Here is a 25,944-nt window from a genome sequence, read left to right on the forward strand (position 1 = left end):
ATGAATAAGATACAAGTATTGGACCAGGTAACAATAGATAAGATCGCAGCGGGAGAGGTGATAGAGCGTCCTGCCTCCGTTGTGAAGGAGCTGGCAGAGAATGCCATAGATGCGGGCGCTACGTCTGTCACCATAGAGATTAAAGAAGGCGGCATCTCCTACATACGCATTGCGGACAATGGCTGCGGCATTGCCAGGGAAGAAGTACCTTCCGCGTTTCTGAGGCATTCGACGAGCAAAATCCGTTCGGTGGACGATCTGGTACATATCGGTTCCCTCGGGTTCCGCGGAGAAGCGCTTTCCAGCATAGCGGCGGTGTCGCAGGTAGAACTGGTCACAAAGACAAAAGCAGATACTTTTGGCACGAGCTATCGCATAGCAGGGGGAAAAGAGGAGTCGCTGGACGATGCAGGCGCACCGGACGGAACGACGTTCCTCATCCGCCAGCTGTTCTATAATACGCCCGCCAGAAGAAAGTTCTTAAAGACGCCGATGACAGAGGCAAGCCATGTGGGAGAGCTGGTGACGAGGCTGGCACTGTCCCACCCCGAGATCTCGTTCCAGTTTATCAATAATGGACAGTCGAAGATACACACATCAGGAAACGGTAACCTGAAAGACGTCATTTATCACGTGTACGGCAGGGAAATCGCGGCAAATCTGCTCGCGGTGGACTATGAGCGCACCGGAATGAAGATTACGGGATATCTGGGAAAGCCGCTTATATCAAGAGGAAACCGCAATTTTGAGAATTATTTTATCAATGGCAGGTATGTGAAAAGCAATATGATAGCCAAGGCCATTGAAGACGCATACAAAGACTTTACGATGCAGCACAAATATCCCTTCGTCGTGCTGCAGATGGAGATTGACGGGGAGCACATTGATGTCAATGTACATCCGACAAAGATGGAATTACGGTTTAATAACCAGCAGGATGTCTATAGTTCTGTATATGAGGCGGTTGACCGGGGACTCCACGCGGAGGAGCTCATTCCCCATGTAGAGATTCCAAAGCCGCCTGAGGCGGAGGCTGCCGCTCCGCGTAAGGACCTGGATATGCAAAAGCCTCTGAAAGAGACAGGTTCGGCAAAGCTGCAGCCTGTATCCGACCGGTCCGGACGAGAATCCCCTGTATGGGAAGAGATGCCTGCAGGAAATAAGCCGGGGCAGAAGGACGTGGAATACTTTATGGAGGAGATGAAAAAGAGAGTCCGCTCTTACCATGAACAGCAATCCTCCGCAGAAGTGCATGACCGAAGTGCCATATTCAGGCCGGATGTCCAGGCTGACCGGATACGTGAGGCCGTAGAGTATGCGAAGCCGGTAGACAGTCAGAAGGAAAACAGACAGAAAGACGGCAGTCATGTCCGGAAACCGGACGGTCCGGAGCCTAGAAAAGACAGCGGAGCCGGAAAGCAGATGGACCTGTTTGAAGAAAAGCTTCTTGACCGTGAGAGAAAAGCAGAATACAAGCTTATCGGGCAGGCGTTCGACACTTACTGGATGATTGAATTCCAGGACAGCCTTTATATCATCGACCAGCACGCGGCCCATGAAAGGGTGCTCTATGAACGTACGCTGAAGAATATGAAGACAAGGGAATTCACGTCCCAGTACATCAGCCCGCCGATTATCTTGGACCTGACGATGCAGGAAGCAGAGCTGCTGCATACTTATATGGACCAGTTTACAAGAATCGGATTTGAGCTGGAAGAGTTTGGGCAGGAGTCTTATGCCGTGAGAGCGGTACCCGATAACTTGTTCAGCATCGCAAAGAAAGAACTGCTCATGGAGATGATAGACAGCCTGTCCGATGAGATCAGCAGGAACCTGTCGCCGGATCTGATTGATGAGAGGGTGGCATCCATGTCGTGCAAAGCTGCGGTCAAAGGCAATATGAAGCTATCAGCGGCAGAAGTGGATGTCCTGATAGGTGAACTGCTCATGCTGGAGAATCCATACCACTGCCCGCATGGGCGGCCTACTATCATCGCCATGACCAGGCGGGAGCTTGAGAAAAAGTTTAAGAGGATTGTATAAATATGAAGAGACCGTTAGTGGTACTGACAGGGCCTACTGCCGTCGGCAAGACAAAAGCATCTATTGCACTTGCAAAAGCAATCGGCGGCGAGATCATATCTGCAGATTCTATGCAGGTGTACAAATACATGGATATCGGCTCTGCCAAGATACGCCCTGAAGAGATGGACGGCATACCACATCACCTGGTGGATGAGCTTATGCCGTCGGAAGAATTTAATGTCGTCCGCTTTCAGAAGCTGGCGCAGGTGGCGGCAGAGCACATATACGAAAGAGGCCGGATTCCTGTCGTCGTCGGCGGGACCGGTTTTTATATCCAGGCGCTGCTCTATGGCATCGACTTTACCGAGAACGAAGCGGGCAGCGGCATCCGCAGCCGCCTCGCCGGTTATGCGCAGAGATACGGCGCAGATAAGCTGCACGAACGCCTGGCTGAGGTGGATGGCAAGTCCGCCGCACTGATACATCCCAATAACGTCAAACGGGTAATCCGCGCGCTTGAATTCTATGAACAGACAGGTCAGAAGATATCAGACCACAATGAAAGAGAGCGGGCAAAAGAGTCCCCATACAACGCGGCATACTTTGTGCTGACGGATGACAGGGAGCATCTCTATGCCCGGATCAACAGCCGGGTGGACAAGATGATAGAGGACGGCCTAGTGGCTGAAGTGAGCAGCCTGAAGAAGATGGGGTATACGAAAGAGCTGGTATCCATGCAGGGACTTGGCTACAAAGAAATACTTGACTATCTTGACGGAAGATGTACACTGGAAGAAGCGGTCTATACGATCAAACGGGATACGAGGCACTTCGCCAAAAGACAGATTACATGGTTTAAGAGGGAGAGAAATGTTATCTGGATCGACAAGAAGGCGTATGGATATGACGAAGATGAAATCGTACACGCTATGATAAAACATTTGGAGGGAGTACTATGTTTAGAAGATTATTCAGGGGGAACCAGTTCCTGAAGAAGATGAACACGTTGATGGAGCTTTATTCACGCAGCCATAACGCGGCTGCTACATATAAGCAGCTGCTGGAGCTTGCGCCGCTCATCCGCACAAAAGGGGAAGAAGCGCTGTACGATCTGAACCGGGCTGCACTTCTGTACGATATGAAGCACTATCGGGAATCCGCGGATATCGTGCTGGAGATAAAACCGCTGAATCCTGAGTTTGATGCCAGGTGTGCGTCCCTTAAGACAAAGATAATGAACGCGTGGCAGGGAGGAGACGATTACTAAGATGCCGGACATGACGAAGTTATATGAAGATATGGGAATAAGAAGGGCGGTTCTTGCTTTCGGCCGTGAGGCAGAGGCCGGACTCAAGGAGCGTTTTGATGAGATTGACAGGACAGCGGAATACAACCAGCTTAAGGTGATTCATGCCATGCAGGAGAACCGTGTGTGCGAGGCTTGCTTCAACTATGCGAGCGGATACGGATACAGCGACCAGGGCAGGGATACGCTTGAGGGAGTATACGCATCCGTATTCCATACAGACAGCGCTCTCGTGCGGCCTCAGATCACGTGCGGAACCCACGCGCTTTCGCTGGCGCTCGGCGCCAATCTGCGCCCGGGGGACGAGCTGCTGTCACCGGTAGGGAAGCCTTATGACACGCTGGAGGAAGTCATCGGCATCCGGCCGTCGAACGGCTCTCTTGCTGAATATGGAATTACTTACAGGCAGGTGGATCTAAAAGAAGACGGAACATTTGATTATGACAGAATAGAAGAAGCATTGCAGGAACGGACGAAGATCGTGACGATACAACGCTCCAAGGGCTATCAGACACGTCCGAGCTTTTCCGTGGGGCAGATCGGGGAGCTGATCGCCTTTGTGAAGAAGAGGAAGCCCGGCGTCATCTGCATGGTGGACAACTGCTACGGCGAATTCGTGGAGACGGTAGAACCAAGCGACGTAGGCGCGGACATGGTCGTCGGATCGCTCATTAAGAATCCAGGCGGCGGTCTGGCGCCGATAGGCGGCTACATCGCGGGCAGAAAAGATCTGATCGATGCCTGCGGCTACCGGCTTACGTCACCCGGACTCGGCAAAGAGGTAGGGGCATCGCTCGGTGTGATGCAGTCCTTCTACCAGGGGCTTTTCCTTGCTCCGACGGTAGCTGCCAGTGCGCTGAAGGGAGCGATATTCGCAGCCGGGATATACGAAAAGCTCGGTTTCGGCGTCATACCAGACAGTAAAGAGAGCAGACATGATATCATCCAGGCGGTGCAGCTTGGAACCCCGGAGGGGGTGGTCGCATTCTGCAAAGGAATACAGGCAGCCGCTCCGGTAGATTCCTATGTGTCTCCGGAACCTTGGGCGATGCCTGGATATGACAGTGATGTAATCATGGCTGCAGGGGCGTTCGTGCAGGGCTCGTCCATTGAGCTCAGCGCAGACGGGCCTATCAAGCCTCCGTATGCCGTCTACTTCCAGGGAGGGCTGACCTGGCCCCACGCAAGGCTTGGGATTCTCATGTCCCTCGAATATATCGTAAGGGAAGGGATTGTCAAGATCTGACAGCGGGAAAGGAGTCGTAAACGATGGGAAAGATAGGAGTCATCGGCGGCGGCATCTCCGGAATGGCTGCCGCGATAGCGGCCGCACGGACGGACGGCAGGGCGGAAGTATTTATACTTGAACATAATGATATTCTCGGTAAGAAAATACTTTCTACCGGTAACGGGCGCTGCAACCTCACGAACATGCAGATGGGGGCAGGCTGCTACAGAGGCGGCGGAGCGCAGCTGGCAGAGGACGTACTGCGGCAGTTCGGCCTCGGGCAGACGCTGGAATTCTTCCGCAGCCTCGGGCTTCTTATCCGGATGCGGGGAGACTATGCATATCCCCGTTCCGAGCAAGCCGCGGATGTCAGGGAAAGTCTGCAGATGGAACTGGAACGCCTCCGGGTAAGCTGCCATCTGAATGAGCATGTGAGGAATGTCCGCAGGGACGGACGGGGATATGCCATCGAGAGCGGAGATAGGCAATACCGCGCAGACAAGGTAATCCTGGCCTGTGGAAGCCGCGCTTCCCAGATAGCAGGAGCAGACGGAAGCGGCTATGCCCTGGCACAGGGATTGGGGCATACGCTGGAACCCGTCGTTCCGGCTCTTGTCCAGCTGAAAGTACGTGCCAATCCTTTTGCCAAAGCGTCGGGAGTAAGGACGGAGGCAAGAATTGCAGCCAGGATTGACGGCAGAGAGATAGCGGCCGACACCGGGGAACTGCAGATTACAGGTTACGGCATTTCGGGCATCCCGGTATTCCAGATCAGCCGCTTCATATCAAGGGGGCTCTATGACAGACGCAACGTGCAGGTCGAGGCAGATTTTCTGCCGGATATGTCGGCGCAGGACACGGAGATTCTATTTGCCAGAAGGGCAGAACAGTTCAAGGAACGCAATGCGGGAGAATTTCTCACCGGCATCTTCAGCCGGAAACTCGTTCCAAGACTGCTGGAGCTTGCAGGGATCAGGCTGAAGATGCCGGCAGGAGACCTTACCCACGCGCAGATCAAGTCGCTCGCCGCAGTGTGCAAGCATACGCTGCTTGACATCGAGGCCACGAATGGATTTGATCAGGCGCAGATCTGTGCAGGCGGGGTGAAGGCATCCGAGATAAATCCGGACACGATGGAATCTTTATGTACGCCTGGCCTGTATCTGGCAGGTGAGATGGTGGACGTGGATGGAATCTGCGGAGGATACAATATCACCTGGGCGGTTGCCAGCGGTCATATTGCCGGCAGCCACGCCGCCGGTTCAGTCTGATAGCGAGAAAACAGAAGGCCCGGTGCAGAAGCGTGCGATTGCTTCTGTTCTGGGTCTTCTGTATATGGTATCTGCTGAAATGTTAATCTGGAGTCTGTGAAGTAATAATTTAAGAAAGGGATAATAATATGATACGTATTACACAGCTTAAGCTTTCCGCAGCCCACACAAAAGAGGAATTGAAAGATAAGATACTGAAACTGCTGCGTATCGACGGACAGGCGCTGCTTTCATATACGATCAGAAAACAGTCGCTGGATGCGAGAAAGAAACCGGACCTCTATTACGTCTATACGGTCGATGTACATGTATCAGACGAGCGGTCCGTCAAAAAGCGCGTAAGAAATAATAATATATCGTTTCGCGGCCCGGATCCGGAATATGTGCTGAAGTCAGAAGGCGAGCGCCCGCTGGCGCACCGTCCTGTAATCATCGGCACCGGCCCTGCCGGTCTTTTCTGCGGCTACGAGCTTGCGCGTCTCGGCTATCGTCCGATTCTTCTTGAGAGAGGCGCTGACGTGGACGCGCGTCAGGAAGACGTGATGCGGTTCTGGAAGGACGGTAAGCTGGACCCGCATTCCAACGTACAGTTCGGGGAGGGAGGTGCGGGGACGTTCTCGGACGGAAAGCTGAACACTCTTGTCAAAGACCCGGAGGGCCGGAACGCAAGAGTGCTCCGCGTTTTTGCAGAGCATGGCGCGCCAGAAGCGATTCTGTATGAGAACAAGCCGCATGTCGGAACGGATGTGCTGACCGGCATCGTAAAAAATATGCGCCATTCTATCGAGACGATGGGAGGAGAGGTCCGTTTCCATTCCCTTGTACAAGATATCCGGACAGCCGGAGAGGGTCTGGAGAAACGGATAGCAGGTCTGGCCGTTGAAGATACGCAGACAGGAGAGCAGTACCGGCTTGAGACAGAGATTGCGGTATTCGCCATTGGGCACAGCGCACGCGACACGTTCGAGATGCTCTACAGACGCGGGCTATCCATGGAGGCTAAGTCATTTGCGGTAGGAGTGCGCATCGAACATCCCCAGTCCATGGTAGATATGGTTCAGTACGGGAACGATCATCCGGACGTGCTGCCGCCGGCATCTTATAAACTCACGGCTAAAGCATCTGACGGCAGGGGGGTATATACGTTCTGCATGTGTCCGGGCGGCTATGTGGTAAACGCGTCTTCCGAAGAAGGCCGCCTTGCGGTAAACGGCATGAGCTACCAAGACCGTGGAGGACAGAATGCCAACAGTGCAGTGATCGTGACCGTGTCACCGGAGGATTACGGTGCGGGAGGACCACTTGCCGGCGTGGAATTCCAGCGGAAACTTGAAGAAGCCGCGTTCCGGGCAGGAGAAGGTAAAGTGCCGGTCCAGCTTTTTAAAGACTACCGGGAAGACAGGCCGTCGGCCGGAGAGGGAACCGTTGCCCCGCAGATAAAAGGCGCCTGCTGCTGGACGAATGTCCGAAGCATATTTCCGACATTTCTCGCGCGTGATATAGAAGAAGGAATCCTCGCTTTTGAACGGAAGCTTCCTGGCTATTCCAGGGACGACTCTGTGGTGTCCGCGGTAGAGAGCCGTACTTCATCACCGGTACGGCTTGTGCGCGGCGCAGACATGGAGAGCGGCCTCCGGGGCGTCTACCCATGCGGCGAAGGAGCAGGCTATGCAGGCGGCATCACGTCCGCGGCAATGGACGGTATGAAGGCGGCAGAGGCAATCGCCAAATTATACCGGCCATTCGACAAACATGACGAAGCCTTAAGAAATTTTTAATGGGATAAGTATATACACTGATTCTTAAATATGATAAAATATACTGAGTTTTCTATTGAGATAAATGAGGAGGAGTACATATGAAGGGAACTGGAAGCAAGAATGCCTGGGCGCTTTTTCTGCTCATTCTTACAGGAATCGTGCTCGGTGGCTTTATCGGAATGCTGGCGGACAAAGTACCGGCTCTTTCCTGGCTCGGGTACGGCCAGTCTTTCGGACTGGATGACCCGGTTGTACTGAATCTGGGACTGCTGGTAATTACGTTCGGGCTGACGATAAAGATTACGATCGCAAGCATCATAGGCGTAATAATATCAATCATCATTTACCGCTTCTTGTAAGTTTCTCTACGAAGTGTCGTACGAATCTGCTGATAATATGAATCAGGCAAATACCATTCGAGAAATTCCAGAGATGGAACGCCCATACGAAAAGTGTGAGCAAAGGGGGGCTGGCAGTTTGAGCGATGTGGAACTGCTGGCTGTATTGTTACGTACGGGCACAAGAGGTGAAAATGCATTGACGCTGGCACAAAAGATTCTGTATCACACCGGCGAACCGGGGATACTGAGCATCCATCAGTTCAGCATCGAGAGGCTGAAGCAGATCAAAGGGATAGGGAAGGTGAAGGCCATACAGATATCGTGCATCTCGGAGCTGGCCAAGAGGCTGGCGAAAGCCTGCGCGGGGGAGACGCTGTGCTTCACCCGTCCGGAGTCCATAGCCGGTTATTATATGGAAGACTTAAGGCATGAGAAGCAGGAACAGATGAAGCTTCTGATGTTGAATTCAAAATCAAAGCTCATCGGTGAGACAGACATATCCAAAGGGACGGTAAACGCGTCCCTCATAACGCCGAGAGAGCTGTTCATAGAAGCGCTGCAGAAGAATGCGGTCGCAATTGTTGTTCTGCACAACCACCCGAGCGGTGACCCCTCGCCCAGCAGGGAAGACAGACTGCTGACACAGAGAATCCGGGAGGCAGGAGCCTTGATAGGAATTGACCTGTTAGATCACGTCATCATTGGCAATAATTGTTATATGAGTTTCCGGGAGGAGGGCATACTATAAGAAAGGGCAGTGTCAAATGGCTAGGAATATATACGGATTAGACCTCGGGTCTTATGAAATCAAGGTCTACGATAAAAAGAAAGATGAGATATGGAAAGAGAAAAACGTGATAGCGATTGCAAACAAAAAGGAAATTTTTGCAGTCGGAGATGATGCGTATGAGATGTATGAGAAGGCGCCGGATAATATCGAGGTCATCTTTCCGATGCAGGAAGGCGTCATATCCCATTTCAACAATATGCAGTTCCTGCTCCAGAACCTGCTGAAGAAAGAGCGTCAGTTTGCCAGGGGCTCTGAATATGTCATCGCGGTACCTACCGACGTGACGGAAGTGGAGAAGAAGGCTTTCTTCGACCTTGTCATACATTCCACCGCCAAAGCGAGGGAGGTCAATATCGTAGAACGGTCCATAGCCGATGCCGTAGGGCTCAATCTGGATGTGAAGAATACGAAAGGCCTGTTTATCGCGAATTTCGGCGGGGAGACGACAGAACTGTCTGTTCTGGCCGGCGGCGGTATGGTGCTGAACCGGCTTGTGAAGGTCGGCGGAGTCACCTTCGACCAGTCTGTCGCCAATCTCGTACGACATAGCCATGACTTTCTAATCGGTCGGCTGACGGCGGAGATGCTGAGGAAAAAGTTCGGCGTCTTTACAGAAGACACTTCGTCGACTATGAGGATCGCGGGAAGGGATATGATCATGGGCGTGCCGATACAGAAAGATATCTCTGTCAGCCTCGTGCGTGCTGCTTTGAAGGAACCGCTGCAGGAATGCATACGGGCGGTCTATTCACAGCTGGATCGTACGCCCCCCGAAGTGAGGAGGGCGATATATAAGAACGGCATCTTCCTGACCGGAGGGATCGCCAATACGCCCGGCCTTGAGAATTACATCGAAAAAGCTGTGGGGATACCGGTCAGGACCGCAGTAGAACCAGACATCTGCGCGGTTACAGGATTAAAGAAGATTATTATGTCAAAAGATTTGAGAAAACTTGCATATTCAATGTTAGATGAAAATTATAGGTGGATGAGATAATATGAAAATCAAAAATCAATCTTCACTTTCAAGTAAATACTGGCTGCTCATCGCGGCTGTCGTCTGCGTAATACTTATGGGCGTCGGCAGTCTGCCCGGCGTGAAAGGGCCGCTGCGCGTCGTGGCGAACTATACCGTGATACCCATGCAGAAGGGGATCAGCTATGTAGGGATGTGGATGAGCGATTTTTCCAAGAATTTCGAGACTTTGAAGGACATGAAGAAAGAGAACAGCGAGCTCCAGTCAAAGGTGGATGAGCTGACGATCGACAATACGCGGCTCAGGCAGGACCAGTATGAGCTGGAACGCCTCAGAGAGCTGTACAAGCTCGATGAGAACTATTCGGATTATAATAAGATCGGTGCTCATGTCATCGCCAACAACGGGACGAACTGGTTCAGTGATTTTACGATCGACAAAGGAAGCAAGGATGGAATCAAAAAGAACTGCAATGTGCTGGCCGGCAGCGGACTTGTCGGAATCGTCACGGAAGTGGGCCCGAACTATGCGCAGGTGCGTTCCATCATCGACGATTCCAGCAATGTGAGCGGTATGGTGCTGTCTACCTCAGATACGTGCATCGTGCGGGGCGATCTGAAGCTCATGTCAGACGGACGTATCCGCTTTGAAAAGCTCGCGAACAACGACAATAAGATTGAAGTCGGAGAGCAGATCGTGACGTCCCATATCGGAGATCGTTTTCTACAGGGGCTGTTCATCGGATATATCAGCGAGATAAAAGTCGATTCCAACAACCTGACCCGCTCCGGATATATTACGCCGGCAGTCGATTTCAGCAAGCTGCAGGAAGTTCTCGTCATCACGACGACAAAACAAGATATGGTCAATAAGGATGACAAGACAGAAGACGGGGGTGAATGATTTTGAAGCGCAAGGTTATCACCTTTCTTATAATCCTCGTCTGCTTCCTGCTCGGAAGCACCGTATTCCACGTGCTTTCCTTTGCCGGAATCAAGCCGAACCTGCTCATCATCGTCACGGCTTCTTTCGGCTTCATGCGTGGCAAGAAGACCGGCATGGCGGTAGGGATAGTATCCGGCCTGCTTATGGATATCTTCTGGGGCAGCACACTTGGCTTTTACACGCTGCTATTTGCCGTAATCGGATATGTTAACGGATGTTTCCGGCGCCTCTTCTACGATGAGGATATCAAACTCCCGATTGCGCTCATAGCCGCGAGCGAACTGCTGTATGGGCTCGTCTTGTACATCTGCTTTTATATGCTGTACGGAGATTTTTCATTCGGCAGCTATCTTATAAAGCTGATCATGCCGGAGCTGGTGTACACCATCCTGGCAACCCTTGTACTGTATCAGGCCATATTACACATAAACCGAAGGTTAGAAGCGGAAGAACAAAGGAGTGCAAGTAAATTTGTATAGCTTATGGGACCGGATCAAATCCGGGATATATGAAGTAGTAAAATCAAGAGTATTTGTAGCTGTCATCGTTTTCTGCGTTCTGTCGGCAATCCTTCTGCAGAGGGTATTCTATCTGCAGATCGTGAAAGGGCAGAGCTATGCAGATGAGTACAAGCTCCAGATCCAGAAGACAAAAGAAATCCAGGGCACGCGCGGGAAGATATATGACCGCAGCGGCAATCTGCTCGCCTATAATGAACTTGCCTATTCTGTCACGATAGAAGATAACTGGGAAGATTCTTCTGAAAAGAACAAGGAGCTTAACAAGGTCATCCAAACGGTGATAGATATAGTAGAGTCCAACGGTGATACGGTAATCAATAATTTCGGCATCATACTGAACGGCGACGGCAATTACATGTTTGTAGCAGAAAATGACACGCAGCGCCTCCGATTCATTGCGGACGTGTACGGCAAAAAGACAATAGACGAGCTCAGCGACAAGCAGAAGAGCAGCACGGCACAGGACATTATCGATTATCTCTGTACGGACAAGCTGTACGGCTATGGCATCGATGAAAAGGAGATGGACAAAGAAGATGTGCTGAAGCTTGTCAACATAAGATATGCGATCTCCCTCAACAGTTTCCAGAAATTCATCGCTACTACGATTGCCGAGGATGTAAGCGACGAGACGGTGGCTGTTATCATGGAGAATCTGGACTCCCTGCAGGGGGTCGATATTGAGGAAGAGTCTCTGCGCCGCTATACGGACAGCAAGTGCTTTGCTTCGGTCATCGGTTATACCGGGCAGATATCCCAGGAGGATTATGACGCCCTCAGCAAGAAAGAGCAGGAAGAATACTCCAAGCAGGACACGGTGGGCAAAGCCGGCCTTGAGAAGACGCTGGACAAGCAGCTGCAGGGGAAGAAAGGGCAGGTGAAGCTCTACGTCAACAGTGTCGGGAAGGTGATCGAGACGATCAAAGGCAAGAATCCCGAAGCAGGTAATGATGTCTACCTTACGCTTGATGCCAATCTTCAGAAAGCGGCATACAATATCATAGAGCAGGAACTTGCGGGTATCCTGCTGTCCAAGATACAGAACACGCTGGATTTTGACAGGACGAAAGTAGAGGACGGCAGCGATGTCATCATTCCGATCGGCGATGTATACAACACGTTCCTATCCAATGACATACTGGATATGAGCCATTTTACAGAGGAAGACGCGGGAACTACAGAGAAAGAAGTAGCGGCGGCCTTTGGCGCCCGGAAGGAAGAAGTCCTGAACAACCTTGTCTCCGTACTGACGAACCCGGATGAAAAGGCATATAAGGACATGTCCAAGGAGATGCAGGCTTATATGACGTATATCGTGTCGGAAATTCTGACAAACACGACAGGTGTCATCAAGTCAGGCGCCATAGATACCAACGATTCGACATATAAGGCTTGGAAAGATGATGAGTCCATCAATATATATACGTACTTAAACTATGCGATATCCAAGAACTGGGTCGATACGTCCAAGCTGAAAGAGTCCGTCGAGGACGGCAAATACTCCGATGCAGGGGAGCTGTATCAGGGCATGGTGAAATATATTATCGACTATCTGGGCTCTAACAGCGGATTTGACAAACTTATATATAAATATATGATAAAATCAGGTGCAGTGACCGGCAGGCAGATATGCCTCATGCTCTATGAACAGAAGGTGCTGGAATATGATGAGGCTCAGTATAATGGCCTGAATACCGGCAGCATAGGAGCTTATGACTTCCTGAGAGGCAAGATACAGGACCTTACGATAACGCCGGGACAGCTGGCACTGGAACCTTGTACAGGCTCGATCGTGATGACGGATTCGAACAGCGGCAAGGTGCTTGCATGCGTATCCTATCCGGGCTATGACAATAACCGTCTGGCCAATGCGATGGATTCCGAATATTACAACAAACTGCTGACCGACCAGTCAAGGCCGTTCTACAACAATGCGACACAGGAAAAGACAGCGCCCGGGTCCACGTACAAGCCCCTCGTTGCAGTGGCAGGGCTTACAGAGGGCGTTATCAATACGGATTCCTATATAACATGCCACGGGGTGTATGAGAAGATAAAGCCAAGCCCGAAGTGCTGGATCTATCCTCAGGCCCACGGCACCCTGAATGTAGAGGGAGGAATCAAACATTCCTGCAACAGCTTCTTTTATGAAGTGGGATACCGGCTCGGCTTGAAAGATGGGGGCCTGAATCGGGTCGCCTCAGACAACAATGAGGGAAGCGCGTCTAATTCGTACTATTCCAGCGACCTGGGACTTGATAAGCTGAAGAAGTACGCGCAGTCCTTCGGACTGGATGAGACTTCTGGGCTTGAGATTGATGAATCCAGCCCTCAGATATCAGATGAAGACTCCGTGCGTTCCGCTATCGGACAGGGCAGGAACAACTATACGACAAGCCAGCTGGCTAAATATATAACAGCAATAGCTAACAAGGGAACCGTCTATGACCTGACCCTGCTTGACAAGGTGACGTCTGTAGACGGGAAGACGATAAAAGAATATGAACCTAAGGTCAAGAACCAGCTTTCAGATGTGTCCGCTTCCACCTGGAATGCCGTGCACAACGGTATGCGGGCAGTGATTGTCAACCATAGCGCAACTTTCTCAGATTTGAATACAAGCAGCTTAAAACTGTCAGGAAAGACAGGAACAGCACAGCAGAGCACAACTCATCCCGATCATGGATTATTCGTAGGCTTTGCGCCGAGCGACAGCCCGGAGGTGGCGTTTGCAATCAGGATTGCAAACGGATACAGCTCTACGTACGCCTCTGAAGTGGGCAGAGATGTCATGAAGTACTACTATGAGATAGCTCCGGAAGATGAGATCATCACCGGCGAAGCAGCAACAATCGGCAGCAGCGCAACAGGAGGGGATTAACAGAAAGGATGAGTGAATGTGAAAGACCCGGTTCTCATTAAGAGTAATAAATACGGCATCACTATCCACCTGGACGGTGAGATGCCTTACAGAGATCTGTTACCGGAAGTCAAGACCAGATTCGAGTCTGCGGCACATTTTTTCAACAATGCGAAGATGGCCGTGGAATTTGAGGGAAGGACATTTACGGAAGAGGAGGAACGCCTGCTCGTCGAGACGATCGAGGAGGCTGCGGGGATACACATATTATGCATTATCGAGAAGAACACGTACACGGAGCAGATGCACAAAAGAATGCTGGATGAGAGCCTTTCGGAGATCCATGAAAGAGACGGCCAGTTCTATAGAGGTACACTGAGAGGAAGACAGATTTTAGAATCTGAGACGAGCATCGTCATCATCGGAGATATAGAAGAAGGTGCCAAGGTGGCCGCCAAGGGCAATGTGGTGGTCATCGGCACGATATACGGCACAGTGATAGCAGGTGCCGCAGGTGATGGCAGCGCAGTCATAGCAGCACTCCATATGAGCCCCAAAAGGCTTCGCATTGGAGATATTGAAGTAAAACCGAATGTAGGAGGAAGTTTATCATGGGCGAAGTTATCGTAATTACATCAGGAAAAGGAGGCGTCGGCAAGACGACGACGACGGCTAATATAGGAGCTGGCTTATCCCAGTTCGACAAAAAGGTCATAGTGATTGATACGGACCTGGGGCTCAGGAACCTGGATGTCGTCATGGGACTGGAAAACCAAATCGTGTATAATCTGGTGGACGTGATTGAAGGAACCTGCAGGCTGAAGCAGGCGCTTATAAGGGACAAGAGGTATGAAAACCTATGGCTGCTTCCGTCAGCGCAGACGAAGGACAAGTCGGCCATATCACCGGGCCAGATGAAGAAGCTGACGTCTGAGCTGAAAGAAGAATTTGATTACATACTTCTGGACTGTCCGGCAGGAATCGAACAAGGGTTCCAGAATGCCATCACAGGTGCAGACCGTGCAATTGTCGTTACGACGCCGGAAGTATCTGCTATCAGAGATGCCGACAGGATAATCGGACTGCTGGAGAACAACGGTCTGAAGCAGGTAGAGCTCATCATCAACCGTATCCGTATGGATATGGTCAAAAGAGGGGATATGATGTCCGTGGACGATGTCACGGAGATATTGTCTGTCCCTCTCATTGGCGCTCTTCCGGATGATGAACATGTCGTCATAGGAACGAACCAGGGCGAACCGGTTATCGGCATCGATTCTAAGGCAGGCAAGGCATATCTCAATATATGCAAGAGGATTATGGGAATAGAAGTACCTTTTATGGATTTAAATACAGAATCAGGATTCTTCACTAAGCTTTCACAGTTATTCAAGAAAGATTAGGAGGGACCCGGATGTTAAAAAAATCTTCTGTTTCAATAGCCAAGAACCGTCTGAAAGTGCTTGTCACATCAGATCGTGTACAGTGTGCGCCGGCGGCATACGATAATATCTGCCGGGAATTATACAAAGCGTTGTCCAAATATATGGAACTTACGGAAGATGAATTTGATGTAGAGATAACGAGAACTCACATATTGATTAAAATAGCAGGAGAAGAGACGTGAAATTACCTCGATTTACAAAACCTTACCGGTTAAAAGATTACAAGTTCACATTAGTCATATCCGTACTGGCCCTGTCGATACTGGGCGTGCTCGTAGTCGGCAGTGCCAATGAATCATACCAGAACAAGCAGATAGTCGGCCTTGTGCTGGGTCTGGCCGTGATGGCGGTCGTATCCCTCATTGATTATGTATGGGTGCTTAATATGTACTGGCTCATCTATGGTTTTTCCATATTGAGCCTTTTGCTCGTGCTGTTTATCGGAGATGAGGTCAATGGGGCCACCCGCTGGATCGATCTGGGCTTTACGACATTTCAGCCTTCGGAACTCGCCAAGATTCTGTTAATCTTATTTTTTGCCAAGTTCCTCATGAAGCATGAAGAGGACATCAACTACCGATGGACTATCATCAAATATGCGGCGCTTGCCGGTGTTCCGCTGGCGCTGATCATCGTGGAGCCGAACCTTTCCACCACAATCTGTACGGCGCTCGTCCTCTGCCTGCTCATATATATCGGCGGCCTGAGCTACAAGTTCATCGGAACCGTCCTGCTCATACTGATTCCGACAGCAATCATATTCCTGAGCATTGTCGTCCAGCCGGACCAGAAGATACTGAAGGATTACCAGCAGGACCGTATCCTCGCCTTTCTGGAACCGGAGAAGTATGCCAGTGACGGGGCATACCAGCAGAACAACTCGGAGATGGCTATCGGCTCCGGACAGCTGACAGGGAAGGGGCTCAACAACAATACGACGACATCCGTTAAAAACGGAAACTTCATTCTGGAACCCCAGACAGACTTCATCTTTGCCATCGTGGGCGAGGAATTAGGTTTTATAGGTTCTTGTGTTGTTATTGCACTCATATTAATAATTGTGATACAATGTATTCTGATAGGGGTCCGATCGCAGGATATGGCGGGGAAGATCATATGCTGCGGTATCGGAGGGCTCATCGGGTTCCAGAGCTTCATTAATATCGGGGTCGCCACGAAGGTGCTGCCGAATACAGGAGTTCCGCTGCCATTTGTAAGTTACGGACTGACATCGCTCGTCAGTTTATATATCGGTATTGGATTTGTTTTAAATGTAGGTCTACAGCCGAAAAAATATCAATAAGGAGTGAATACTATGAATATAGGCCTGATTGCACATGATTCCAAGAAGACGCTCATGCAGAACTTCTGTATCGCATACCGCGGAATTTTAAGCAAGCATAATCTGTTTGCCACCGGAACGACCGGACGTCTCATCGAAGAGGTGACAAATCTGAATATACACAAATATCTTGCAGGACCGCTGGGAGGGATGCAGCAGCTTGGCGCCCAGATTGGACAGAATGATATTGATGCACTTATTTTTCTGAGAGATCCATTGAGCGCGAAACCGCACGAGCCCAATGTCAATGACGTCGTGCGTCTCTGTGATATGCACAACATACCGATGGCGACGAACCTGGCCACGGCGGAAGTAATTATATTAGCAATAGACAGAGGGGATTTGGATTGGCGTGAGATGTACCGGTAAGACTATCATCATGTGTGCCGCTGCCGGCATGCTGCTGACGGGATGCGCCCTGTCTGGATCCAGCGATGCGGCTGTCAGGTACGAGGCGGAACATTATAACAAAAGCATATATACGGCAGATCTGTTTGCGGAAGATTTGTGCGTCGCCACAGAGGATGTCCCTCTTGAAAACGCACCGGAAACTGGTACGTTTACTGCGGCAGCATTGTTTGATGTAGACAGGAGCGAGACAGACTTTGCCTATCATGTGCACGAGAGGCTGTATCCTGCGAGCACTACGAAGATTATGACGGCACTGGTCGCCATCAAGAATGCCAATCTATCCGATATCGTTACGGTCGGTGCGGATGCGGATGCAGGCAGCTTTGCGCCGGATGAACAGACGTGCGGGCTGAAAGAAGGTGACAAGCTGACGCTGGAGGACTTGCTGTATGGCCTTCTTCTATATTCGGGCAATGACAATGCAGTGGCAATCGCAGACTATGTAGGCGGCAGCATGGAGGGCTTTGCAGAGTTGATGAGCGAAGAAGCCGCCAGCCTTATGGCGACGGAAAGTCATTTTCTGAATTCCAACGGACTACATGATGAAGACCACTATACGACGGCATATGACCTGTATCTGATCTTCAACGAATGTATCAAACAGGAAGCGTTCATGGATATCATAGAATCAAAGGCTTATACTGCTGATATTACTGGAAGCGACGGAGTCAAGCGTCAGATCACATGGGAACCGACGAGCTTCTACGCGCTTGGAGAGGCGGAGCTGCCACAGAATGCCACCATAATCGGCGGTAAGACCGGAACGACGCAAGAGGCTGGCAACTGCCTTATCCTGCTGACTGAAGACGGGCAGGATAAGCCGTACATATCCGTTGTCATGGGTGCGGACACAAAATCGATATTATATGAAGATATGACCGGAATCATCGAAGCGATTCCGGAAGATGGATAATTATAGAGGGGCATCTCATTACAGGGATACCCCTCTTACTTATGAACGGCTGCCTGGTGTGTTGGAAATTCTGCCGTAAAGACTGATGAGGTATAATCCGCATAAACCTACGAGAGTATAGATGATTCGTGACAGCCAGGAGAGATTACCAAACAGAAAAGCTACGAGGTCGAATCTGAAGATTCCGACCAGAAGCCAGTTAATTGCACCTATGATAACAAGTGTCAGAGCGGTATTGTCAAACCATTTCATGTGATTTCCTCCTTTTTTCGATGCTAAACATAGTATGTCTGCACCAATTCAAAAATATACATAAGAAAGGAAAATTTGTCAGATGGATTCAATGCAGTATTATTATCCATATTCACAATTTTTGAAAAATAAATATGGGGAAAAGGTATACAAGCTTCCGATAGATCTTCCTGCCACATGTCCGAACCGGATTACGGGCAATGGCTGCATCTTCTGCGCCGAGTCCGGTACAGGGTTCGAATCGATGGGAGCAGAAGTGCCCGTGTCCGTACAGATAGACAGGACAAAGGAATATATTTCAAAAAAATATCATGCCGGCCTGTACATTGCATATTTCCAGAACTATACAAACACCTTCCTGCCGCCGGAAGAATTCCGCTCCTTTATGGACGAAGCGGCGAAGATAGAAGATATCGTTGAAGTTGCCGTGTCAACGAGGCCGGACTGCATCACGGAAGAATATCTGGACATACTGCAGGGGATCAGCAGGGAACATCACGTCGAGATTACAGTGGAACTGGGGCTTCAGACTGCGAACTACCATACGCTTGAAAAGATGAACCGGGGACATACGCTTGCAGCGTTCATAGACGCGGTGCTCATGATCCGCCCTTATGGATTTGACATATGCACGCACGTTATCCTCAACCTTCCGGGGGACGGCAGGGAAGACAGCATGGAAACGGCGAGAATACTCTCTGCGCTTAAGATCGACACGGTGAAGATCCATTCTTTGTACGTGGCGAAAAACACACCATTGTGTGAAGCTTATGAAAATGGTACAATAACGTTGTGTTCAAAAGAAGAGTATATAGAACGTCTCATACTTTTCCTCGAGCTTTTAAGTCCGGACATGGCGGTAGAGCGGCTGTTCAGCCGTATACCAGAAAAGGATGCCGTGTTCTGCAACTGGGGTACGAGCTGGTGGAAACTGAAGGATGAAGTGATGGGGGAGATGGAACGGCGCGGAACTTATCAGGGAAGGACGTTCAGCTATCTTCATGGCGCCGCCTTACATATGCGAAGAGACATGCGATAATACAGGGGGTTATATTGTGGCAGGAAACGATTTGACCAACATACAGGTTTACAGGAAAAAATGGAATATCAATATAGGGGTCATCATATTTGGTGTTATATTTATCTATCTTATAGTGACCGTACTTCTCTACCTGACGGACAAGAAAGTGTCTGCATATGAAGTGCGGGAAGGCTCCATATTAAAAGATACGGCTTATACAGGATTTATCATCAGGCAGGAAGAGGTCGTCAATGCAGATTCCGACGGCTATATCAATTATTTTGCCCCGGAGGGCACGAAAGTAGGCGCCAAGACACAGATATATACGCTTTCCGCCGATAAGCTTGACTTCAATGAGCCGGACGGCGACGAGGCTGCCAGCCTCACTGCGGAAGAGCAGGCGGCGCTGCTGGTAAAGACGCAGACTTTCAGCGAGAATTTCAATGAAAGCCAGTACGGTGATGTCTACACATTTAAGAATAACATCTCTGCGGTGCTGGAGAGCAAATCAAGCCAGAGCAGACAGTCGCAGCTTAACAGTATGCTCAGTGAAGGGAAAGAGGGGTTCCAGGTATATCCGGCGTCCGACGATGGTATCGTCATCTACTCCACAGACGGTTATGAAGGGCTGAATCTAAAAGACGTGACGAAGGATATGGTAGAGACGAAGGATTATGAACGCAAGAGCATAAAGAACAATACGAAAATCAAGGCAGGTGAGCCGGTATATAAGCTTATCACCGACGACGCGTGGACACTTGCCATCGTACTCGATGACGACACGGCCCAGGAACTGGCAGAGACGAAGCAGGTAAAAGTCCGTTTCACAAAAGATAACGAGATGGCTTCTGCGGGCTTTGCCATATATAATACGAAGGATTATAATATTGGCTTCCTTACATTTACGAGTTCTATGATACGGTATGCAGAGGAACGATACCTCGATATCGAGCTTATACTGGAAGACGAATCCGGCCTGAAGATACCGAAATCGTCCGTAGTCGCGAAAAAGTTCTATACCGTGCCGGAGGATTATCTGACACAGGGAGGAAACAGCAAGGAGACAGGCGTGCTCATCGACACAGGCAATGATAACGCCGAATTCCAGAAGGTGGACGTCTACTACCGGGACAATGACACGGGGATGGCGTATTTGAATCCGGATGCCTTTGAAGAGGATACCGTGCTGATCAAAGCTGATTCCAATGATACATACAGGCTCAAGGATACAAAAAGCCTGAAAGGCGTATATAATATCAATAAAGGATATGCGGTATTCAAACAGATAAAGATACTGTGCGAGAGTGACGAATACTATATCGTAGAATCAGGAAACAACTTTGGACTGGCCAATTATGACCATATCGCCCTGGACGGCAAGGCGGTGAGAGAGAACAATGTCGTATTTTAAAACAGAGGAGTGATGATTATGCTGAAAGAGAAGCTGGAACAGGTAGAGGCCAGAATCCAGAAGGCCTGTGACAGGGCAGGGAGGGACCGCGGCGAGGTGACGCTTATAGCGGTGAGCAAGACAAAGCCCGCAGAGACGCTGAGAGAGGCCTATGACCTCGGTGTCCGCGTGTTTGGAGAGAACAAGGTGCAGGAACTGGTGGATAAATATGAGGCGCTGCCGGATGATATCAGCTGGCATATGATCGGGCACTTGCAGCGGAACAAAGTAAAATACGTGATTGATAAAGCAGAGCTGATTCATTCTGTCGATTCTCTGAGACTTGCTGAAACAATTGAAAAAGAAGCGAAAAAAAATAACATTACCGTAAATATACTGATAGAAGTAAATGTTGCGAGAGAAGAGAGCAAATTTGGTGTGATGCCTGAAGAATTAGAAGAAATTGTAGAGAAAATTGCAGGATTTCCTCACCTTAACGTAAAGGGCCTCATGACGATTGCTCCGAACGTTGAAAATCCTGAGGAAAACCGGGCTGTTTTCGCCCGTTTGCGCAAATTATCTGTTGACATTGCCAGCAAAAACGTTGATAATATGAATATGAGTATACTTTCCATGGGTATGACCAATGACTATGAAATTGCAATTGAAGAAGGGGCCACCATGGTACGTGTGGGAACCGGTATATTCGGTGAGCGCAATTACGCTCAAGTATAACGTAAGATAGGAGATTTTTTATAATGGGAGTATTAGATAAGTTTCTGGACATCATGAAGCTGAGTGATGATGATGATTACGATGATGATGATTTCTTCGATGATGACTACGATGATGACGATTACGAAGAGACGCCAAAGAGAAGTTTCTTCCGGAAAGAAAAGGATTACGACGACGAGGAAGAAGATGATTACGAACTTCCGGCCAGAACATCTTCCAAGTCATCCCGTTCTAATAATAAAGTAACACCGATGCGCCAGCCCGCAAGGAGAAGCGGGGTAAGCATGGAGGTATGTGTCATCAAGCCTACTTCTGTCGATGATGCCAGGGAGATTACGGAGACCCTGCTGTCAGGCAGGACAATCATTCTGAATCTTGAGGGGTTGGATTTGGAAGTGGCTCAGAGGATTATCGATTTCACGTCAGGAGCTACGTTTGCCATCAACGGCAATCTTCAGAAGATATCCAACTACATATTCCTCGTGACACCTACCAATGTAGATATCTCAGGGGATTTGCAGGATCTGCTGAATACGTCTTTTGACGCGTCATCCATGAGGTCAAGGTTTTAGGACAGGTTATGAATAAGGAAGAGCAGTTGTTACAGAAAAGGCTGGCCGAGCTGTCGGACAAGGCCTTTACACGCGGTATTGTTACATTTTCTGATTTTCTTAATTTGAATGAGTTGAATATACTGCATACGTCACCGAAGGATATGTTTCCTGCTCGTTACGAGACATATGGTGGTTATGATTTGTCAGAGCGTCAGATGGTTGCATTTCTACCTGATGCTCTTTATTATGAATATGCCTATCCGGTCGCTGTCATTGAAATCAGCCCGGTCAACAGGAAGTTCGCCGAGGAGCTGACCCATCGGGATTATCTCGGGGCGCTCATGAATCTTGGGATAGAACGCTGTAAGCTGGGGGACATTATCGTAGACGGCGGCCGTGCTTTGCTGTTTGCAAAGGAAGAGCTGGCTGCCTATATTGCGGGTGAGCTGACAAGGATCCGTCAAACGACCGTTCAGGCAAAACAGTGTACCGAGGCGAGATTCAGATATGAGCCCAGATATGAAGAGGTGAAAGGGACTGTACCATCCATACGGCTGGACACGGTGCTGTCTGTTGCATATCCTCTGTCGAGGAGCAGGCTGGCTGCCTATATCAAAGGAGGCAAGGTATTTGTAAACGGCAGGCTGATTACGAGCAATGGCTGTCAGATCAAGGAATCAGACCGTATATCCATACGGGGGATGGGGAGGCTTACTTACGAAGGTATCCTTACCCAGACGAAAAAAGGCCGGTATATGATAGCTGTTCGCAAATATATATAGAGAGATGGCATAAGGAAGAATGGACAATAACAATATGAAAGAAGCAAACAGAACAAAGCATTACGCTGTGGCTGTCATCGCGGCTGCAGCCGGGGTGCTGCTGGATCAGTTCACAAAATATCTGGCAATCACAAAGCTGAAAGGCGAGGAACCATATATACTCCTGAAGGGCGTGTTCCAGTTTGAATATCTGGAGAACAGAGGCGCTGCCTTCGGGCTGTTCCAGGACCAGAGAATCTTCTTTTTTATCAGCGTGGCGGTCATATGTGCAGTCGTCATATGGTTCTACGTAAAAGTTCCTATGGAGCGGCGGTTCCTGCCTCTTCGTATCTGTGCGGTCATGATAGTGGCAGGCGCGTTCGGCAACTGTATCGACAGGGTGCGGCTCAACTATGTAGTTGATTTCTTCTATTTCAAGCTGATAGATTTTCCTATATTCAACGTGGCCGACATCTATGTGACCGTATCGACATTTGCGTTAGTCGTACTTCTGTTCTTTTATTATAAGGAGGAAGATTTTGAGCGAATTTTTCACCGTCGAAAATGAGGAGGGAGACCGGATAGACCGTTACCTTGCTGAAGAGCTTGCGGACAGGTCTCGTTCCTATATACAGAAGCTGATCAAGGACAACCATATACTAGTGAACAACAAGCCTGTAAAAGCCAATTACAGGCTTTCTTGCGGTGATATGATAGAGGTCAGCGTGCCCTCTGCCAAAGATCTTGACATTCTTCCGGAGGATATCCCGCTTGATATCCTGTACGAGGATGCGGATATCATCGTCATAAACAAGCCGAAGCAGATGGTCGTGCACCCTGCGCCGGGACATTACTGCGGTACGCTCGTCAATGCGCTCATGTTCCACTGCGGACAGGAGCTTTCTGGCATCAACGGCATGATGCGCCCAGGTATCGTGCATCGGATAGATATGGATACGACGGGGGCGCTGATCGTGTGCAAGAATGACGTGGCACACCAGTCGCTTTCAGAGCAGCTGAAGGAACACAGCATACGCCGTATCTATGAGGCGATCGTGCACGGTGGTTTCAAGGAAGGCAGCGGTACCATCGACGCTCCGATCGGAAGGCACCCTACAGACCGCAAGAAGATGAGCACCCATGCAAAAAACGGCAGAAGGGCTGTGACGCACTATAAGGTGCTGGAGCGCTTTGGAGAATATAGTTATATTCAGTGTGAACTGGAAACAGGCCGGACTCATCAGATCCGTGTCCATATGTCGAGCATCGGGCACCCCCTCGTCGGCGACATGGTGTACGGACCGCGGAAATGTCCTTTTTCAGGCTTGCAGGGACAGACGCTGCATGCTAAGACGCTTGGGATCATGCATCCGCGCACCGGCGAGTATCTGGAAGTAGAAGCGCCCCTTCCACAATATTTTGTGGGATTGTTAGATCGGCTAAGGGATATTTAGTGCAATATTTTCGGAAAATTGTGTACTTTTGAGATGTATTGTTATATAATATAGGCATACTTACGAAGGAGTGTGATTGCATGGCTGAAAAGACTAATACAATTATTACGATAGGAAGGCAGTTCGGAAGCGCAGGGCGCGAAATCGGCTATAAGGTCGCGAAAGACCTGGGAATTAAACTCTATGATAAGGAGATGCTGGACAGAGCGGCAAAAGAGAGCGGCATATGCCAGGAGCTCTTTGAGACACATGATGAGAAACCGACCAACAGTTTCCTGTATTCGCTCGTTATGGATACGTATTCTCTTGGATATTCCAGCGGGAGCTATACAGATATGCCTATCAACCACAAGGTATTTCTGGCACAGTTCGACGCGATCAAGAAGATAGCTGACGAAGGTCCCTGCATTCTCGTGGGCAGATGTGCAGACTATGCGCTCCAGGAATATGAAAACGTTCTAACCGTATTTATCCATGCCAGCCTGGATGCACGTATAAGGCGTATCGCGCGTATTTATGAGCTGACGGATGCAAAGGCGAAAGACATGTGCCAGAAGACGGATAAGAAGCGCGCGAGCTACTATAACTACTACACGAACAAGAAATGGGCGGACGCGGAAAGCTATAATATATGTCTCGACAGTTCCGTGCTCGGTATCGAAGGTACTGCCGAGGCCATCAAGAGCCTGGTAGAACTGAAAGAAAAAGGACTGGACAGGAAACTTTAAACGGACTGGTTATGCATAGAATAAACAGAGGGAGGGAAGCAGGATGCTTCCCTCCCTCTGCCATCATATAGTAAAATCTGCCGGACTGTGTAGAGATGTCATCTTATATGCGGGATGCGCTCCGGCCATCCTTTTATATCGCCGTTTAAGATTGCGGTAAACATCCGCTGCTTTGCCCCGGGGTGTTCTTCGTTCAGCTGTTTTACAAGCTCTTTCGCATACTGCCGTTTCGTATATCCATCTATCGGACATCGGCTCGTCACCACCGGCAGGTCATATTTGTTTTTAAATCCTATGATGTCCGCTTCGTCCACGAACATGACCGGCCGTATGACAGTCAGATCCATACGGTCCAGATATGTCCGGGGTGAAAAGGAGTAGAATCTCCCTTCAAATAGAAGAGAGAGCAGCATCGTCTCTATAATGTCATCCTTATGGTGTGCATAGGCCACCTTGTTGCAGCCCATCTCTTTGACAGCCTGGTTCAGTGCCCCCTTCCGCATTTTGGCGCAGAGGGAGCAAGGGTTGCTTTCTTTGCGTTCCTCAAAAAGAATATGAGCAATATCTGTCTTGACGATATGATAGGGGACATCGAGATTTTCACAAAGCCTGATGACGGGAGTGAAATCGCATTCACTGTATCCAAGGTCTACCGTTACCGCGCTCAGTTCAAACTTCTTCGGATAAAACCGTCTGAGCCCGTGCAGCGCATACAGTAAAGACAGGCTGTCCTTGCCGCCGGATATGCCCACTGCGATATGGTCCCCTTCCTCGATCATGGCGTACTCCTCGACCGCCTTTCTCGTATAGCTCAACAATTGCTGCAGTTTCATATGTCAATAGTTCCTTTCTGTTTATCTCTTTGCCGGCATTTCTTCCGTACCTGCTTATATTATATTATTTCCGGAGATATT

At 49.6% G+C, this 25,944-nt stretch carries 28 protein-coding genes; 26 read left to right on the plus strand and 2 right to left on the minus strand.

What is annotated here, in order from left to right; genetic code table 11:
* The 18 genes from mutL (at position 1) to E1963_RS05850 (ending at position 18,135) form a co-directional block, all read left to right on the plus strand.
* On the plus strand, positions 1-2,043 hold the full coding sequence (mutL, locus tag E1963_RS05765; RefSeq protein ID WP_132276215.1) for a DNA mismatch repair endonuclease MutL: 2,043 nt from the start codon (positions 1-3) through the stop codon (positions 2,041-2,043).
* Between the two features lie 2 nt (positions 2,044-2,045).
* Entirely contained in the window at positions 2,046-3,017 is a 972-nt protein-coding gene (gene miaA, locus E1963_RS05770) for a tRNA (adenosine(37)-N6)-dimethylallyltransferase MiaA (RefSeq protein ID WP_132276217.1), read from the plus strand.
* Entirely contained in the window at positions 2,981-3,292 is a 312-nt protein-coding gene (locus E1963_RS05775) for a hypothetical protein (protein WP_132276219.1), read from the plus strand. Before miaA ends, E1963_RS05775 begins: the two co-directional genes overlap by 37 nt.
* 1 nt (position 3,293) lies before the next feature.
* On the plus strand, positions 3,294-4,577 hold the full coding sequence (locus E1963_RS05780) for a methionine gamma-lyase family protein (RefSeq protein WP_132276221.1): 1,284 nt from the start codon (positions 3,294-3,296) through the stop codon (positions 4,575-4,577).
* Between the two features lie 23 nt (positions 4,578-4,600).
* Positions 4,601-5,830: an aminoacetone oxidase family FAD-binding enzyme gene (locus E1963_RS05785; protein ID WP_132276223.1), complete on the plus strand. Its 1,230-nt coding sequence runs from the start codon at positions 4,601-4,603 to the stop codon at positions 5,828-5,830.
* 128 nt (positions 5,831-5,958) lie between these two features.
* The gene (locus E1963_RS05790; RefSeq protein WP_132276225.1) at positions 5,959-7,608 is read left to right on the plus strand and encodes an NAD(P)/FAD-dependent oxidoreductase; all 1,650 of its coding nucleotides are present in this window, start codon (positions 5,959-5,961) and stop codon (positions 7,606-7,608) included.
* A gap of 80 nt (positions 7,609-7,688) precedes the next feature.
* Positions 7,689-7,949 carry a DUF4321 domain-containing protein gene (locus tag E1963_RS05795; protein WP_132276227.1) on the plus strand — a complete coding sequence of 87 codons (261 nt, stop codon included), beginning with the start codon at positions 7,689-7,691 and terminating at the stop codon, positions 7,947-7,949.
* 37 nt (positions 7,950-7,986) lie between these two features.
* Positions 7,987-8,679 (plus strand): RadC family protein, encoded by a 693-nt coding sequence (gene radC, locus E1963_RS05800; RefSeq protein ID WP_117771283.1) that lies wholly within the window; start codon positions 7,987-7,989, stop codon positions 8,677-8,679.
* Between the two features lie 16 nt (positions 8,680-8,695).
* Positions 8,696-9,718 carry a rod shape-determining protein gene (locus E1963_RS05805; RefSeq protein WP_132276229.1) on the plus strand — a complete coding sequence of 341 codons (1,023 nt, stop codon included), beginning with the start codon at positions 8,696-8,698 and terminating at the stop codon, positions 9,716-9,718.
* A gap of 1 nt (position 9,719) precedes the next feature.
* Positions 9,720-10,601 carry a rod shape-determining protein MreC gene (gene mreC / locus E1963_RS05810; protein ID WP_132276231.1) on the plus strand — a complete coding sequence of 294 codons (882 nt, stop codon included), beginning with the start codon at positions 9,720-9,722 and terminating at the stop codon, positions 10,599-10,601.
* On the plus strand, positions 10,598-11,122 hold the full coding sequence (mreD, locus tag E1963_RS05815) for a rod shape-determining protein MreD (protein WP_201272001.1): 525 nt from the start codon (positions 10,598-10,600) through the stop codon (positions 11,120-11,122). Before mreC ends, mreD begins: the two co-directional genes overlap by 4 nt.
* The gene (locus E1963_RS05820; protein ID WP_243117601.1) at positions 11,115-14,045 is read left to right on the plus strand and encodes a penicillin-binding transpeptidase domain-containing protein; all 2,931 of its coding nucleotides are present in this window, start codon (positions 11,115-11,117) and stop codon (positions 14,043-14,045) included. Before mreD ends, E1963_RS05820 begins: the two co-directional genes overlap by 8 nt.
* 18 nt (positions 14,046-14,063) lie before the next feature.
* A complete protein-coding gene (locus tag E1963_RS05825; RefSeq protein WP_132276235.1) occupies positions 14,064-14,654 on the plus strand; it encodes a septum site-determining protein MinC in 591 nt (196 codons plus the stop codon).
* The gene (gene minD, locus E1963_RS05830; RefSeq protein WP_132276237.1) at positions 14,636-15,427 is read left to right on the plus strand and encodes a septum site-determining protein MinD; all 792 of its coding nucleotides are present in this window, start codon (positions 14,636-14,638) and stop codon (positions 15,425-15,427) included. The genes E1963_RS05825 and minD overlap by 19 nt, the downstream gene beginning before the upstream one ends.
* Before the next feature lie 11 nt (positions 15,428-15,438).
* Positions 15,439-15,651 (plus strand): cell division topological specificity factor MinE, encoded by a 213-nt coding sequence (locus E1963_RS05835; protein ID WP_132276239.1) that lies wholly within the window; start codon positions 15,439-15,441, stop codon positions 15,649-15,651.
* Complete coding sequence (locus tag E1963_RS05840) at positions 15,648-16,772, plus strand: FtsW/RodA/SpoVE family cell cycle protein (protein WP_066576180.1); 1,125 nt, start codon at positions 15,648-15,650, stop codon at positions 16,770-16,772. The genes E1963_RS05835 and E1963_RS05840 overlap by 4 nt, the downstream gene beginning before the upstream one ends.
* A 12-nt stretch (positions 16,773-16,784) precedes the next feature.
* A complete protein-coding gene (gene mgsA / locus E1963_RS05845) occupies positions 16,785-17,180 on the plus strand; it encodes a methylglyoxal synthase (RefSeq protein WP_049727995.1) in 396 nt (131 codons plus the stop codon).
* Positions 17,164-18,135, plus strand: a complete 972-nt coding sequence (locus E1963_RS05850; RefSeq protein WP_330570711.1) for a D-alanyl-D-alanine carboxypeptidase family protein — start codon at positions 17,164-17,166, stop codon at positions 18,133-18,135. The genes mgsA and E1963_RS05850 overlap by 17 nt, the downstream gene beginning before the upstream one ends.
* A gap of 39 nt (positions 18,136-18,174) precedes the next feature.
* Here the strand turns inward: E1963_RS05850 and E1963_RS05855 are convergent, their stop codons facing one another.
* On the minus strand, positions 18,175-18,387 hold the full coding sequence (locus E1963_RS05855) for a DUF378 domain-containing protein (protein ID WP_066576183.1): 213 nt from the start codon (positions 18,385-18,387) through the stop codon (positions 18,175-18,177).
* 82 nt (positions 18,388-18,469) lie between these two features.
* Between E1963_RS05855 and mnmL the strand changes: the two genes are divergently transcribed.
* From mnmL to E1963_RS05895, 8 genes are all read left to right on the plus strand, one after another.
* Positions 18,470-19,426: a tRNA modification radical SAM protein MnmL/YtqA gene (gene mnmL / locus E1963_RS05860; protein WP_132276241.1), complete on the plus strand. Its 957-nt coding sequence runs from the start codon at positions 18,470-18,472 to the stop codon at positions 19,424-19,426.
* 16 nt (positions 19,427-19,442) lie between these two features.
* Complete coding sequence (locus tag E1963_RS05865) at positions 19,443-20,819, plus strand: biotin/lipoyl attachment domain-containing protein (RefSeq protein ID WP_132276243.1); 1,377 nt, start codon at positions 19,443-19,445, stop codon at positions 20,817-20,819.
* 18 nt (positions 20,820-20,837) lie between these two features.
* On the plus strand, positions 20,838-21,533 hold the full coding sequence (locus E1963_RS05870; protein WP_132276245.1) for a YggS family pyridoxal phosphate-dependent enzyme: 696 nt from the start codon (positions 20,838-20,840) through the stop codon (positions 21,531-21,533).
* Positions 21,534-21,556: 23 nt separating this feature from the next.
* Positions 21,557-22,105 carry a cell division protein SepF gene (locus E1963_RS05875; protein WP_132276247.1) on the plus strand — a complete coding sequence of 183 codons (549 nt, stop codon included), beginning with the start codon at positions 21,557-21,559 and terminating at the stop codon, positions 22,103-22,105.
* A gap of 8 nt (positions 22,106-22,113) precedes the next feature.
* A complete protein-coding gene (locus tag E1963_RS05880; RefSeq protein WP_132276249.1) occupies positions 22,114-22,869 on the plus strand; it encodes a YlmH family RNA-binding protein in 756 nt (251 codons plus the stop codon).
* 34 nt (positions 22,870-22,903) lie between these two features.
* Positions 22,904-23,416, plus strand: a complete 513-nt coding sequence (gene lspA, locus E1963_RS05885) for a signal peptidase II (protein WP_167482122.1) — start codon at positions 22,904-22,906, stop codon at positions 23,414-23,416.
* Positions 23,388-24,302, plus strand: a complete 915-nt coding sequence (locus E1963_RS05890) for an RluA family pseudouridine synthase (RefSeq protein WP_132276253.1) — start codon at positions 23,388-23,390, stop codon at positions 24,300-24,302. Before lspA ends, E1963_RS05890 begins: the two co-directional genes overlap by 29 nt.
* Before the next feature lie 80 nt (positions 24,303-24,382).
* Entirely contained in the window at positions 24,383-25,030 is a 648-nt protein-coding gene (locus E1963_RS05895; protein ID WP_132276255.1) for a cytidylate kinase-like family protein, read from the plus strand.
* A gap of 98 nt (positions 25,031-25,128) precedes the next feature.
* Here E1963_RS05895 and E1963_RS05900 read toward each other — a convergent pair whose 3' ends face one another.
* Positions 25,129-25,863 (minus strand): tRNA lysidine(34) synthetase, encoded by a 735-nt coding sequence (locus E1963_RS05900; RefSeq protein WP_132276257.1) that lies wholly within the window; start codon positions 25,861-25,863, stop codon positions 25,129-25,131.
* Positions 25,864-25,944 lie beyond the last annotated feature (81 nt).

The organism is Extibacter muris (assembly GCF_004345005.1).
Classification (GTDB): domain Bacteria; phylum Bacillota; class Clostridia; order Lachnospirales; family Lachnospiraceae; genus Extibacter; species Extibacter muris.

Excerpts from the sequence above, each read along its gene's own strand:
- mutL (WP_132276215.1), top strand. The coding sequence starts at position 1 with ATGAATAAGATACAAGTATTGGACCAGGTAACAATAGATAAGATCGCA.
- miaA (WP_132276217.1), top strand. The coding sequence starts at position 2,046 with ATGAAGAGACCGTTAGTGGTACTGACAGGGCCTACTGCCGTCGGCAAG.
- E1963_RS05775 (WP_132276219.1), top strand. The coding sequence starts at position 2,981 with ATGTTTAGAAGATTATTCAGGGGGAACCAGTTCCTGAAGAAGATGAAC.
- E1963_RS05780 (WP_132276221.1), top strand. The coding sequence starts at position 3,294 with ATGCCGGACATGACGAAGTTATATGAAGATATGGGAATAAGAAGGGCG.
- E1963_RS05785 (WP_132276223.1), top strand. The coding sequence starts at position 4,601 with ATGGGAAAGATAGGAGTCATCGGCGGCGGCATCTCCGGAATGGCTGCC.
- E1963_RS05790 (WP_132276225.1), top strand. The coding sequence starts at position 5,959 with ATGATACGTATTACACAGCTTAAGCTTTCCGCAGCCCACACAAAAGAG.
- E1963_RS05795 (WP_132276227.1), top strand. The coding sequence starts at position 7,689 with ATGAAGGGAACTGGAAGCAAGAATGCCTGGGCGCTTTTTCTGCTCATT.
- radC (WP_117771283.1), top strand. The coding sequence starts at position 7,987 with ATGAATCAGGCAAATACCATTCGAGAAATTCCAGAGATGGAACGCCCA.
- E1963_RS05805 (WP_132276229.1), top strand. The coding sequence starts at position 8,696 with ATGGCTAGGAATATATACGGATTAGACCTCGGGTCTTATGAAATCAAG.
- mreC (WP_132276231.1), top strand. The coding sequence starts at position 9,720 with ATGAAAATCAAAAATCAATCTTCACTTTCAAGTAAATACTGGCTGCTC.
- mreD (WP_201272001.1), top strand. The coding sequence starts at position 10,598 with ATGATTTTGAAGCGCAAGGTTATCACCTTTCTTATAATCCTCGTCTGC.
- minD (WP_132276237.1), top strand. The coding sequence starts at position 14,636 with ATGGGCGAAGTTATCGTAATTACATCAGGAAAAGGAGGCGTCGGCAAG.
- E1963_RS05835 (WP_132276239.1), top strand. The coding sequence starts at position 15,439 with ATGTTAAAAAAATCTTCTGTTTCAATAGCCAAGAACCGTCTGAAAGTG.
- mgsA (WP_049727995.1), top strand. The coding sequence starts at position 16,785 with ATGAATATAGGCCTGATTGCACATGATTCCAAGAAGACGCTCATGCAG.
- E1963_RS05855 (WP_066576183.1), bottom strand. The coding sequence starts at position 18,387 with ATGAAATGGTTTGACAATACCGCTCTGACACTTGTTATCATAGGTGCA.
- mnmL (WP_132276241.1), top strand. The coding sequence starts at position 18,470 with ATGGATTCAATGCAGTATTATTATCCATATTCACAATTTTTGAAAAAT.
- E1963_RS05870 (WP_132276245.1), top strand. The coding sequence starts at position 20,838 with ATGCTGAAAGAGAAGCTGGAACAGGTAGAGGCCAGAATCCAGAAGGCC.
- E1963_RS05875 (WP_132276247.1), top strand. The coding sequence starts at position 21,557 with ATGGGAGTATTAGATAAGTTTCTGGACATCATGAAGCTGAGTGATGAT.
- E1963_RS05880 (WP_132276249.1), top strand. The coding sequence starts at position 22,114 with ATGAATAAGGAAGAGCAGTTGTTACAGAAAAGGCTGGCCGAGCTGTCG.
- lspA (WP_167482122.1), top strand. The coding sequence starts at position 22,904 with ATGAAAGAAGCAAACAGAACAAAGCATTACGCTGTGGCTGTCATCGCG.
- E1963_RS05895 (WP_132276255.1), top strand. The coding sequence starts at position 24,383 with ATGGCTGAAAAGACTAATACAATTATTACGATAGGAAGGCAGTTCGGA.
- E1963_RS05900 (WP_132276257.1), bottom strand. The coding sequence starts at position 25,863 with ATGAAACTGCAGCAATTGTTGAGCTATACGAGAAAGGCGGTCGAGGAG.